Below are 11888 nucleotides of genomic sequence, written 5' to 3'. Positions count from 1 at the left end.
TGTGCAATTATAACCACCAATCATTAACTAAACCTTAAGAAAACCTTAAGAATTCATTTGCTAATTTTTTTCTGCTTTGGCCGGTATTGCTCACTGATTCTTGCTTTAACAGTTGCTTTTTTACGGTTCATTAGACAATAAAGAACAACAGAGCTTAAATAGGGGAATCCAAAGAGAACTACTATGTGTTTTATCGTCCCGGCTGCGGTGATATCAGAAATTAATCCCATTGCAAAAATAAATTGCAACGAACGATTTTTTATAAAATCTGTAATAAAAGGTTGGAGCATTTTTAATCCATTAAATCAGGCGATAGGAGATGGAGCTAGTTACATACCCATTTGTTCTCAGCAAAAATGGAATACACTTCATTATCCCCAATGACAATGTGATCCAGTAATCGGGCATCTACTAGGTCCAGAGCATCCCGAATGCGTTCGGTAATGGCTAAATCTTGCTGGCTTGCATCAGACAAGCCCGAGGGATGATTATGTGCCAGAATTAAAGCAGCAGCATTTAATTGCAGTACACGTTCTACAATAGGTCTGGGATGGACTGTTGCTGTGTTGATGGTCCCTGAAAATAATTCTTCATAAGCAATGATTCGGTGTTGATTATCCAGAAAGAGTGCGGCAAAGGTTTCATTTTTATAGTCTCGCAATCGTTTTTTTAAAAAAGCATAAGTTTGTTGCGTGTTAGTTAACCGGATTTCTTTTTTCAGATGAATAAAATCACTACGATGACATATTTCTTTCGCAGCCTGAAGTTGCGCATAGCGAACTTCTCCTAATCCCTGGATTGATTTAAAACTTTGCAGATCAGTATTGAGAATATTACGTAAATTTCCTAAGTGTTTAGTGAGCTCATAGGCTAATTGCAAACAAGATTTTTTACTGTTACCGGAACTGATAAAAACAGCTAACAGTTCGATATCAGAGAGGCTTTGCACTCCATTAGTAAGTAATTTTTCGCGCAAGTCAAGTTGTTGCGCTGTTTGGGCAAACATCATTTTGTATTCCTTTTATATTCCTTTATTGCGAAGTTTGTGCTTTGATCAGGATTATTCTTATCAAAAATGGCGAGCCATGCAAGATTTTATCAATAAAAAAATTCTACTTGGTGTTTGTGGCGGCATTGCTGCTTATAAATCTGCTTATCTGGTTAGAGAATTGACTCGTTTAGGAGCCGATGTGAGGGTTGTCATGACTCATTCAGCACAACGGTTCATTAACCCTTTATTGATGCAGGCATTATCAGGCAATGAGGTGAGGGGCGATTTATTCGATACTCAAGCTGAGCGAGCTATGGGGCATATTGAATTGGCCAGATGGGCGGATTATTTGCTAATCGCTCCTGCCTCCGCAAATTGTCTTGCTAAAATGGCTCAAGGTATTGCTGATGATTTGCTTTCAACATTATATCTTGTTGCTGAGACGCCAGTTATTGTTTGTCCTGCTATGAACAGAAGCATGTGGGCACATCCAGCAACCAAGGCAAATTGCGAATTGCTAAAAGAACGCGGTGTATTTTTTGTCGGGCCTGAAGAAGGCTCTCAGGCTTGTGGAGAACATGGATTGGGAAGAGTCAGTGAGGCAGATCAAATTGTGAGTACCTTGCGCTTACTGGATGTGAATCAATTATTGCATGGCAAAAGAATTGTGATTACTGCAGGCCCTACCCGTGAGTCGATTGATCCAGTTCGTTATTTAAGCAATTACAGCTCGGGAAAGATGGGGTTTGCAATGGCAGAAGCCGCTGTTATGGCAGGGGCACAAGTGACATTAATTAGTGGCCCCTGTAGTTTACAAACGTTTTCGGATATCGAGCTAATAAGAGTTGAATCTGCGCAATCTATGTTAGAAGAGGTGAACAGGCATTTACAACAAGGAGATTTATTTATTGGAACAGCAGCGGTATCAGATTATAGAGTGTTGAATCCTGCCTCGGAAAAAATGAAAAAAAATGAAAATTCTGAATTAACACTTAAGCTTGTTAGAAATATCGATATTCTTTCTGAAGTGGCTAAAAGTGGTAAAGCTTCCTTTGTTGTTGGGTTTGCAGCTGAAACAACGGATGTCGTTTCCTATGCAAAAGAAAAAATGAAAAATAAAAAACTGGATATGATCGTCGCCAATCAGGTAGGTAAGGGAATGGGGTTCGATAGTGATGTAAATCAAGTAACCGTGATTACAAAAAAGAAACAAATAGAGCTGCCATTAACCCATAAAACACGCCTGGCGGGCCAAATTATTGCAATCCTTGCTGCAAGTCTGCAAAATTAGGCGCAATAAAACGATTGAGAATTATTATGCATCAAGTTATTCAGTTAAAAATTCTGGATTCAAGGATAGGTGATACCATTCCATTGCCCGCCTATGCCACTGATGGGTCTGCTGGTCTGGATTTAAGGGTTTGTATCTCAGAGCCTATGCAAGTAGCGCCTCAGCAAACAGTATTGCTGCCTACCGGCATTTCTATTTACATTGCCGATCCAAAGTTGGCAGCAGTGATTTTGCCAAGATCTGGTTTAGGCCATAAAAATGGTATTGTTTTAGGAAACCTTGTAGGACTGATTGACTCGGATTATCAGGGAGAATTAAAAATTTCTTGTTGGAACAGGGGCCAGGAACATTTTACTGTTAATCCCGGTGATCGAATTGCTCAATTAGTTTTTATTCCAGTTGTGCAGGCTTCTTTTGAAGTAGTCAATCAATTTACAGAAAGCTCCAGAGGGGAAGGTGGTTTCGGCAGTTCTGGGAGATATTAAATGAGCCATCAACAAAAGCAAATCCCTCGTTCGGTCTTCCGCGCCTATGACATCAGGGGGATTATCGGTAAAGAATTGGATGAGGATTCTTTTTATAGCATTGGCTTGGCCATTGCGTGTTATTTACAGAAATTAAATCGTCGACAAATATTTGTAGCTCGTGATGGACGTCTGACCAGTTACGCATTGGCTATGGCACTAAAGAATGGTTTATTAGATGGAGGAATAGATGTCCTTGATCTTGGCGCTGTGGCTACGCCCGTCATGTATTATGCTACCCATACTCAAGGGACTGATTCTGGATTGATGGTTACCGGAAGTCATAATCCTGCTGATTATAATGGTATCAAGTTAGTATTAGCTGGAAAAACACTAATTCAAGATGAAATAGATACACTTTATTCTTTGCTTGGTGAAGTTAAACAGGCAGCTGTTTGTGGCAAAGAAACGACTTTTGATGTGATAGAACATTATATTCAGCGTATCGTGAGCGATATTCAATTGAAACGCCCCTTGAAAGTAGTTGTTGATTGCGGAAATGGTGTGGCGGGCCCAATTATTCCCAAAGTTATTGCGAAATTAGGTTGTGAAGTCATTCCACTGTATTGTGAAGTCGATGGTCGATTTCCCAATCACCACCCTGACCCTTCCATAGAGGCCAATTTGGTTGATTTAAAAGCAGCTGTGGCAAATCATCAAGCTGATATTGGTTTGGGCTTTGATGGAGATGCCGACAGACTAGGCTTGGTGACTGATAAAGGTGAAGTGATTTGGCCTGATCGTTTAATGATGTTTTACTCAAGAGAGATTTTAAGTCGTAATCAGGGAGCTACTGTTGTTTTTGATGTGAAGTGTTCCAGTCATTTGGAGAAAGAAATCAAGGCTGCGGGAGGTGTCGCCAGAATGTGTCCAACTGGCCATTCGATTGTGAAAGCTGTGATGAAAAAAGAACAAGCCATCTTGGCTGGTGAGATGAGCGGGCATCTGTTCTTTAAAGATCGCTGGTATGGATTTGATGATGCTCTATACAGTGCTTGCAGGTTATTGGAGATTATCAGCTCTTCCCATTTGACTGTCAGTGAGCAATTTGAACTGATCCCTAATAGTGTCAATACTCCTGAAATAAAAATAGCGATTACTGACGAAGAAAAATTTCGTTTTATTCAGCGTTTTAGTGAGCAGGCTGATTTTCCTGAGGGCAGGATTTTGAATATTGATGGTTTACGTGTTGAATTTCCGAATGGATGGGGTTTGTTACGCGCATCAAACACGACTCCCTGCTTGGTTGCACGCTTTGAGGCAACAGATAAAGATCATCTGGAGCAAATTCAAGGTTTGTTTAAGAAACAAATCCAGCGATTGGATTCCGAGTTGGATTTGCCATTTTAGTGTTTAAGAATATGAAAATCCAATATAGTGTTATTCTTTTCAGCGCTTGTCAGATTTGGACAGAACTTACGAAAAAGCCCAGATAAAAATTTATTTTTTAATGCAAATGTTCATTGGGAATGACAGAGCACTTGGTATTCCCTAATTACATATCCTGTTAGCGGTTACTTTTTAACAAAGAAATTAGGGGTTTTCGTAAGTTCAGTTGGAAACAAAACAAGATGTTGATTTCTTAATGCAATACAGCATGACTTCCAGCACTTGTTTGTTTTGGGTGCGGCCTGGTATTTTCTCTTGTTTTATAAGATGAAATTGGTATTTATTGATTAAGCTTTCTATGTATTCGGGTTGATGGCTAAATCGGGCACTGCTTTCCAGTTTCCATGGAGTTGTTGTGCTGATTTCAGTCGTGAAAATAAAATACCCTTCTTGCTTCAGATGTTGACTGATGTAATTAAAAATATCATCCAGATTACCAAAATAGGGTAGGACATCTGCAGCGACCGCTAAATCGTAATCGTTTCTATCTTTTCTTAAAAAATTGATTAATTCTGAGCATACCAAAAGATCATAGATGTTTTTTTCTTTTGCTCGAGCTATCATTTTTTCTGCTATATCCACTCCAGTTAAGTGTTTGCTTATTTCACGGAGCACAATACCTGTCAATCCAGTACCACAGCCTAAGTCCAAAGAGTGGCTGATTTGCAAAATTTGAAGTTGGTGGATGAGGCGGCCAATGTGATGAGGAATTCTATAGTGTAATTCACCTTGCATGTGTTGGTCATAATACAAGGCGTAATTATTAAATAAATTTTGGGCATATTTTTCTGTAGTATTAACGTTCGTTGTGCCTGTAATGGCATTCAGCATATGCTTGCTGACCACATCATTAGGGTTGATCACCAGAGCGCGCTCAAGATATTCGCGCGCAGTCTCTCGCATGTCCATTTTTAAATAAATAGCAGCCAGATTATTCAAAGATGGGGTGTGATCACTTTGTAATGTTAAAATCTGATCAAACAAAAGGGTGGCTTCATTGAGATGCCCCAATGCCATTTGAGCAACTCCGGAATTGTATAAATACTCCAGATTATTTGGTTCTTTTTTCAGTAAAACATCATAATGCATGAGCGCATTTTCAAATCGATCGTGATGCATGAAGGTAGCTGCTAAATTATTACGTGCATCAATGTCTTCATTATCCAAAGCCAATGCTTTGGTAAAATAATCAACAGCTGATTGGTTTTGTTCTCTTTTCAAAGCGATCACACCCAGGTTAATTAGGGATTGGACATGTTCATGATCTTGCTCTAACACTTTATAAAATGCCTGTTCTGCTTCTGCGAGTGAATTGTCTTCCAAATGCAAAATACCTAAATAAAATTGAGCTTCTCTGTGCTGGGGATTTAGAGCTATCACATTATTAAATTGTTTTTTGGCAGCAGACAATTGTTGATTTTTGAGAAGTAACAAACCTAAATTAAAGTGAGCTGCGCTAAAATCAGGTTCTGTATTCACTGCAATCACGTAATGATGCAACGCTTTCTGGTAATTGTTGAGTAGTGCGTAGGTGGCTGCCAGATTATTATGAGCCTGGGCATACTCTGGCTTAATCTCAATGGCTTGCTGGTAGTATTTAATTGCTTCGTCTAATTGACCTGCCTTTTTATAAGCGTTAGCGAGATTATTGAGTATACCCACGTCATTGGGGTTAATTTTTCTGGCTTGTAAAAAATATAGAATGGCATTTTCCATATCACCCAATTGAGCATAGGTTAACCCCAGGAAATGCAGAGTTTCCGTGTGCTTTGGTGATTGGGCAAGTATTTGTTCATACAAGCTAATGGCTTGAGGTAATTGTCCTTCATATTGAAGCTTATAGGCTTGTGCAAAAAGAGCATCTACTTCAGTGTTCATATCAATCTGGAAGAAGGGCGCGTAATTGGTTTAAAGCTTTTGCGCGATGACTAATCCTATTTTTAATTTTAGCAGGTAATTCAGCGGCTGTGCATTGATATTCGTTGAGATAAAATACCGGGTCATACCCAAAGCCATTTGTTCCAGAAGGTTCCATGCTAATGACACCATGAAATACTCCTGTGGCAATTAGCGGTGTTGGATCTTTGGCATGTTGCATTAGCGCTATCGTACAATAAAAATAGGCTTGCCTTTGTTCTTGAGATAAATTGGCCATTTTCCTTAATAATTGTTGAATATTGCCCTCGTCATTTGCCATTATTCCAGCATAGCGTGCTGAATAGATGCCTGGCTCCCCATTTAAAGAAGGAACTACAAGCCCCGAGTCATCGGCTAAAGCTGGCTTATTGGCTAAGGAACTGGCATGACGGGCTTTAAGAATGGCATTTTCTATAAAACTTAATCCTGTTTCTTCCGCATCAGATATACCCAAGTCGGCTTGGGGAATGCATATGGTGGGGGCTAGTAATTGTTCTAATTCTTTTATTTTTCCAGGGTTACTGGTTGCCAAAATAATTTCTTTCATTCTTATTCCATGCTATTAATTCAGTATTCATAAAAAGGATAATTATGCATGAGAATTTTGGAAAAAAATATCAAGAAGACTCCCTGGTATTTAAAACCATTCTTCTGGAATCAAAAAAGAAAATACGGCCAAATACTCGAACCTGCTTTGATTTGGGCAAGAATTCCCAGGTTATTTTTGGCAGTTGCTGCTATGTATGGCGTGATAGACAGAAAAAAATCACCACTTTCCCCAATATTACGTTCTCTCATCACTGTCAGGGTTTCTCAAATTAACTGGTGTGCGTTTTGTGTTGATATTAATTCAGCAACTTTAATTAAAAGGGCTGGAAGTGAAGCACAGTATAAACAACTGGCGAAATGGAGGAGTTCCTCATTATTTTCACCAGAAGAAAAAGCGGCATTGGATTATGCTGAAAAAGTAACTTATTCTGATCAACGTCCTGATGATGAGTGTTTCAATCAATTGAAATTGTATTATTCTGAACAGGAAATCATTGAATTGACAGCACTGATTGCATTTCAGAATATGTCCAGTAAATTTAATAGTGCCCTTGGCGTTGAAGCACAAGGATTTTGTTCGAGGCAACTGACTGGCAAAAGCTGAATAGTCCTGCCAGTCAGTACTTTCAATTACATAGAGATGCTTTTACTATTGTATTATCGTTGAATCGATCATGCTTTAGTTGTTGTTCTTCCGTAATCAGATCCACTACCGTATTAAAATCCTGAGCCTCATCTTCAGTAATCTCTATGGAATCAGCTGGTTGCAGGTAATGTAATTTACGTAAATCATCCTGAACTTCTTTAATACCTTTTTGAGGGTGTTTTTCGATATAAGCATTCGATCTGGCAATATAGTCATTGACAAAGCCTTGATACACCGATTGCCCATCCAACATTTCCAGTTCGCACAAATCGGCAAAGTGAGCGTTGACCCTTCCAAATTTATCTACTCCAAATTTGGAAGCCAGGCGTTCTTTAGCGCTTTCTTTGACTCGAACATAATGTTTCCTATCCAATTCATCGCGATCCTTTCGATACTCTTCTGGACAAGTATCGGTAATGGGAGCCCTTTTTTGAGATTTGGTTTGCCCAGTTTGTATTTCATGATGATATTTGCTGACTTTACCTGATAATGTTGACGATTCTAGCGTTTGATCTCCCAAATGTTGAATATGACATTGGTAAGGATCGGCATGTTTATATTTTTTTCCCGGAGTAACATGCCAGCCAGTAAATTCTAACAATCTTTTAACAATGCTTTTTAATATATTAGGTAGCCATGGAGATTGGGTAATCATATCGCAAACGGCTGCTTTAAATGACTTGAAAACATTGTTCATGATTGCACGAACTTTGATGTCTGCCTGGTCTTCTAATTGCTTTTTTACCTCTAATGCAATGCTTGCTCCGTAGCAATCACCCTGTAAAATAATATCGTCGGGGTGCACGCCTTGTTTAATCAACGAAGATACCACAGAAATACCGGCATTGATTAAGTCATTTGCCTCTCTCACCTTTCCTGAACTAAGTCCTGTTCCTGGAAAATTAAAAGCATGTACTGTTGCTCCAGTTTCTTTGCAAGCTGTGCTGATATCACGAAAACAGGCTTGGTAATAAGTATTTGCTCCGGGAAAATAGACAATGTGTTTTCCGGTGCCGGGCTTTTTAGGCTCATAAGACTCTGGTTGACATTTCATGACTTCCAACTGGCATGATTCACCAGAAACCAGCTTTGTTTTGACTTTTTTCAGACTTAAATCCAGGCCTTGAAACTCTTTATAATAGTGTGATTTTTTATCAGTTTTTTGCTTTTCAACGAAATCTCTAAAAGGAGCTTCGTCATCGACTTCGCCCTTTTTTCCATAGCCTTTGCTTTTATACCAATCACCGGCTCCTGCTGGAAAAAGAGAGTTGGCTACAAATTGCTGTAAGCGGCTATGAAAAAAACTGTCTTTTGTAATAGTCTTGGCCATTTAATTCCCCATTGTGAGCAAAAAAAGTCAATGTATTTTTAAACCTAGCATAAATTTAGCAGAAAAAACTTAAGAGAGTATTAATAAAGTACATTTGGATTTGCTAAAAACCAAAAACATTAATAATACTATAATTTTTTTTAGAATTCCTAATTGATTTGTTAAAACAGTTTGAGTTTTATTTGTTCAATTGTTAATGTTTCTTAGCAAATTTCATATTTATGGGTTAAAATAAAGGGACTTTTATAAAAGTTGACGCATTCATGCCTTTTGCACATCTCTTGTTAGCTCTATTGGTTGTTTTCGTTTGGGGAATTAATTTTATTTTCGTCAAGATTAGTCTTGAAGAATTTTCTCCGCTGCTACTATGCGCGGTAAGATTTCTTTTAGCCAGTGTCCCTGCTGTATTTTTTATCAAACCCCCTGCTGTGCCTTTTAAGATTATTGCTGGTTATGGGTTAATCATGTTTGCCTTGCAATTTGCATTGCTTTTTATTGGTTTGCGAGTGGGCATGACTCCAGGAGTGGCTTCTTTACTCATGCAAGTGCAAGTCTTTTTCAGTATGTTTTTTGCAATAATATTTTTAGGAGAACAACCTCAAGTCGGCCAGATAATAGGGGCTTTGATTTCATTCATAGGCATTGGTGTAGTGGCCTTACATTTCGACCACAATGTGTCTTTAATGGGATTTTTATGTATTCTTGCTGCAGCGGCTTCCTGGGGCATTGGAAATCTCATTACGAAAAAAATTCATTCTGTCAATCTGATTGCTGTGATTGTCTGGAGTAGTTTTGTTGCCTGTTTGCCCATGTTTATACTTTCTTTAGTTTTTGAAGGACCCGCAAGCTTTGTAACAACCTATGAACATATGACCTGGAAAGGTATTTTTTCTGTACTTTATATTGTTTATATTTCAACCTGGGTCGGTTATGGGGTATGGAATTGGTTGATAAGCCGTTATCCTGTTGGCATGGTAGTACCTTTCACTTTATTGGTTCCCGTTGTAGGTATTTTGAGTTCTGTCTTTATTTTGGGAGAGCCATTTTATCTTTGGAAGCTTGTTGCCGGATTGCTGGTGATTAGTGGGCTTTGTATTAATTTATTGACTACTCGTCTGTTTGTTGCAAAAACGCAACAACCTGAGACAGCCTAGTTATTCCGAACTGATTGTATATATCCTTAATATTGATTTACCAGATAATTATACAAAAAGGATAGGGGTAATAATATATTCAGGACTTACGAAAACCCCCAATCTCTTTGTTAAAAAATGTTTTTAATTCGGTCATTTAGTGTATCTAAACTCCCTCATTAACAACATTTTTTGCCTTGACCTTAGGGTTTTTCGTAAGTCCTGATATTATAACTTTTTTGGGAATTAGAAGTTTTTAATGAGTGATCTGAAAAATATATTCTTGTGTGCTGATGATTTTGGCTTTAATCATGGTATTACTCAGGGTATTTTAAAAGTGGCTCGTTTACAACGCTTATCCGGGGTAAGCTGTATTGTCAATGCCAGTTCTTTTGATGTTTATGCCAAGGACCTATTAGCGTTGAAAAATGAGGTTCGCATCGGTTTGCATTTTAATCTCACAGAAGGTTATTTTCTATCTCATCCCGACAAGCTTTGTTTTGGTTTAAAAGAATTACTCATCAGATCACATTTGGGTATCTTGAACTCAAGATTAATTTCTGATGAATTGAATGCTCAATTGGCGCATTTCATAAAAGTCATGGGAAAGTTGCCAGATTTTATTGATGGTCATCAACATATCCACCAGTTTCCTATTATTAGACGAATAATTATTGATATTTATGAACAGCGATTAAAGGGAAAGAGTATTTTTATTCGTTCCACTTACCCTTCAGTTAACATGGCAGGGTATCAAGCAAAATCAAAAATTCTGGGAATAACTGGCGGCAAAACTTTAAGTAGCCAGTTAAAGAAAACAAATATCCCTCATAATCCTTTTTTTGCAGGAATTTACGATTTTTCTGCCAGAACGAACTACAGATCCTTATTCAGGCAATGGTTAAACAACGTTCCGACAAATACGTTAATTATGTGTCATCCTGGCGAAGGCGATTGGAATAGTGACCTTATTGCAGCGGCACGAATCAGAGAGCTAAATTATTTTTTGAGTGATGGATTTGTACAAGATTGCGAGGAATATCAGGTCCATTTAACGACAGGCTCAAATAAATTAATCAAGGGGATAATTTAATCTCGGTGGTCATCAAAACTGGATTCTTCATCGATAATGTAGTGGGGTCTGTGTTTCACTTCATCAAAAACGCGGCCTATGTATTCTCCAACTACACCGATAGCAAATAATTGCAATCCGCCAAAAAAACTGATTGCAGTGACTATGGTTGCCCAGCCAGGGGTTTCAATGCCAAAGATTAGCGTGCTTAATACAATCCAGGCGGCATAAATAAGGGCTATGGCGGCTACGCCCATTCCTCCCATGGAAATCATTCTTAGAGGAAAAGCAGTAAACGATGTTATACCAGTAATTGCCAAATCCAGTAAAGAATAAAAACTCCATTGTGAACTACCCGATTTACGAGGGCGAACATTAAATGGCACGGCTATTTGTTTAAAACCGACCCAGCTGTATAAGCCTTTCATGAAGCGATTACGTTCGGGAAGGGTTTGTAGTGCATCGACAATTTTTCTATCAAGCAATCTAAAATCACCTGCATTTGCCGGGATGTTAATGCGGTTTATTTTGGACGTGAGATGATAAAATGTTTTGGCACAAACTCGTTTCAGCCACGATTCGTCAGAACGATTTTGTCTCACGGCATAAACCATATCATAACCGTCTTCCCATTTGGCGATAAATTCACTTAATAATTCAAGCGGATGTTGGAAATCACTATCCATTAAGATCACAGCATCTCCGCGTGCATGATCCAACCCTGCGCTGATCGCTTTTTCCTTGCCGAAATTTCTACTGAAACGAATGCAACGAAGAAAATAATCTTTTCTTAATTTTTGAATGATTGCGTAGGTATTATCTTGACTGCCATCATCTATCAATAGAATTTCATAAGGATAAGCGATATTTTTAAGGGTTTTATCCAATGCGACTATGAATTCAGCAATAAGAGCCTCTTCATTAAAAACAGGAACAATACAAGAGATGAGTTTTTTATGTTTTGCAGTTTTAGGCATAATGAGTTTTAAGGCATTAAACAAAAGATAGATAGCTACATATGATAACCTACTCTGCGAAGCTGAGTC

Annotated in this window: 11 protein-coding genes and 1 pseudogene; 6 read left to right on the top strand and 6 right to left on the bottom strand. The window is 38.4% G+C overall.

Going from position 1 to position 11888, the window contains the following annotated elements:
• Positions 1–53: 53 nt before the first annotated feature.
• Together OQJ02_RS12415 and radC are read right to left on the bottom strand one after the other, a co-directional pair.
• A complete protein-coding gene (locus tag OQJ02_RS12415) occupies positions 54–290 on the bottom strand; it encodes a hypothetical protein (protein WP_265719324.1) in 237 nt (78 codons plus the stop codon).
• 35 nt (positions 291–325) lie between these two features.
• Entirely contained in the window at positions 326–1009 is a 684-nt protein-coding gene (gene radC, locus OQJ02_RS12410) for a RadC family protein (protein ID WP_265719323.1), read from the bottom strand.
• A gap of 76 nt (positions 1010–1085) precedes the next feature.
• Between radC and coaBC the strand changes: the two genes are divergently transcribed.
• From coaBC to OQJ02_RS12395, 3 genes are read left to right on the top strand one after another with little or no spacing between them, the layout of a single operon-like run.
• Positions 1086–2282: a bifunctional phosphopantothenoylcysteine decarboxylase/phosphopantothenate--cysteine ligase CoaBC gene (gene coaBC, locus OQJ02_RS12405; RefSeq protein ID WP_265719322.1), complete on the top strand. Its 1197-nt coding sequence runs from the start codon at positions 1086–1088 to the stop codon at positions 2280–2282.
• Positions 2283–2308: 26 nt separating this feature from the next.
• Positions 2309–2767, top strand: a complete 459-nt coding sequence (dut, locus tag OQJ02_RS12400; RefSeq protein ID WP_265719321.1) for a dUTP diphosphatase — start codon at positions 2309–2311, stop codon at positions 2765–2767.
• The gene (locus tag OQJ02_RS12395) at positions 2768–4156 is read left to right on the top strand and encodes a phosphomannomutase/phosphoglucomutase (RefSeq protein WP_265719320.1); all 1389 of its coding nucleotides are present in this window, start codon (positions 2768–2770) and stop codon (positions 4154–4156) included.
• 201 nt (positions 4157–4357) lie between these two features.
• On the opposite strand, the gene OQJ02_RS12390 is transcribed toward OQJ02_RS12395, so the two are convergent.
• Together OQJ02_RS12390 and rdgB are read right to left on the bottom strand one after the other, a co-directional pair.
• The gene (locus OQJ02_RS12390; protein WP_265719319.1) at positions 4358–6073 is read right to left on the bottom strand and encodes a tetratricopeptide repeat protein; all 1716 of its coding nucleotides are present in this window, start codon (positions 6071–6073) and stop codon (positions 4358–4360) included.
• 1 nt (position 6074) lies between these two features.
• Entirely contained in the window at positions 6075–6659 is a 585-nt protein-coding gene (rdgB, locus tag OQJ02_RS12385) for an RdgB/HAM1 family non-canonical purine NTP pyrophosphatase (protein WP_265719318.1), read from the bottom strand.
• Between the two features lie 48 nt (positions 6660–6707).
• Here rdgB and OQJ02_RS12380 point away from each other — a divergent pair, with 48 nt between their 5' ends.
• Complete coding sequence (locus tag OQJ02_RS12380; RefSeq protein ID WP_011216364.1) at positions 6708–7265, top strand: carboxymuconolactone decarboxylase family protein; 558 nt, start codon at positions 6708–6710, stop codon at positions 7263–7265.
• Between the two features lie 26 nt (positions 7266–7291).
• Here the strand turns inward: OQJ02_RS12380 and sdbB are convergent.
• Positions 7292–8637 (bottom strand): annotated as a pseudogene (gene sdbB, locus OQJ02_RS12375) (Dot/Icm T4SS effector SdbB).
• 263 nt (positions 8638–8900) lie between these two features.
• Here sdbB and OQJ02_RS12370 point away from each other — a divergent pair.
• A complete protein-coding gene (locus OQJ02_RS12370; RefSeq protein WP_265719316.1) occupies positions 8901–9791 on the top strand; it encodes an EamA family transporter in 891 nt (296 codons plus the stop codon).
• A gap of 238 nt (positions 9792–10029) precedes the next feature.
• On the top strand, positions 10030–10863 hold the full coding sequence (locus tag OQJ02_RS12365; protein WP_265719315.1) for a ChbG/HpnK family deacetylase: 834 nt from the start codon (positions 10030–10032) through the stop codon (positions 10861–10863).
• Here the strand turns inward: OQJ02_RS12365 and OQJ02_RS12360 are convergent.
• Positions 10860–11819 carry a glycosyltransferase family 2 protein gene (locus OQJ02_RS12360; protein ID WP_265719314.1) on the bottom strand — a complete coding sequence of 320 codons (960 nt, stop codon included), beginning with the start codon at positions 11817–11819 and terminating at the stop codon, positions 10860–10862. The two genes, OQJ02_RS12365 and OQJ02_RS12360, sit on opposite strands and share 4 nt — an antisense overlap.
• Between the last annotated feature and the right edge of the window lie 69 nt (positions 11820–11888).

The sequence above is a fragment of the Legionella sp. PATHC032 genome (genome assembly GCF_026191185.1).
In the GTDB taxonomy this organism is placed as follows: domain Bacteria; phylum Pseudomonadota; class Gammaproteobacteria; order Legionellales; family Legionellaceae; genus Legionella.
This window is presented reverse-complemented; position numbering and strand designations above follow the sequence as displayed.

What these genes read in the sequence shown, in the direction of transcription:
- OQJ02_RS12415 (WP_265719324.1), bottom strand. Translation starts at nt 290, where the DNA reads ATGCTCCAACCTTTTATTACAGATTTTATAAAAAATCGTTCGTTGCAA.
- radC (WP_265719323.1), bottom strand. Translation starts at nt 1,009, where the DNA reads ATGATGTTTGCCCAAACAGCGCAACAACTTGACTTGCGCGAAAAATTA.
- coaBC (WP_265719322.1), top strand. Translation starts at nt 1,086, where the DNA reads ATGCAAGATTTTATCAATAAAAAAATTCTACTTGGTGTTTGTGGCGGC.
- dut (WP_265719321.1), top strand. Translation starts at nt 2,309, where the DNA reads ATGCATCAAGTTATTCAGTTAAAAATTCTGGATTCAAGGATAGGTGAT.
- OQJ02_RS12395 (WP_265719320.1), top strand. Translation starts at nt 2,768, where the DNA reads ATGAGCCATCAACAAAAGCAAATCCCTCGTTCGGTCTTCCGCGCCTAT.
- OQJ02_RS12390 (WP_265719319.1), bottom strand. Translation starts at nt 6,073, where the DNA reads ATGAACACTGAAGTAGATGCTCTTTTTGCACAAGCCTATAAGCTTCAA.
- rdgB (WP_265719318.1), bottom strand. Translation starts at nt 6,659, where the DNA reads ATGAAAGAAATTATTTTGGCAACCAGTAACCCTGGAAAAATAAAAGAA.
- OQJ02_RS12380 (WP_011216364.1), top strand. Translation starts at nt 6,708, where the DNA reads ATGAGAATTTTGGAAAAAAATATCAAGAAGACTCCCTGGTATTTAAAA.
- OQJ02_RS12370 (WP_265719316.1), top strand. Translation starts at nt 8,901, where the DNA reads ATGCCTTTTGCACATCTCTTGTTAGCTCTATTGGTTGTTTTCGTTTGG.
- OQJ02_RS12365 (WP_265719315.1), top strand. Translation starts at nt 10,030, where the DNA reads ATGAGTGATCTGAAAAATATATTCTTGTGTGCTGATGATTTTGGCTTT.
- OQJ02_RS12360 (WP_265719314.1), bottom strand. Translation starts at nt 11,819, where the DNA reads ATGCCTAAAACTGCAAAACATAAAAAACTCATCTCTTGTATTGTTCCT.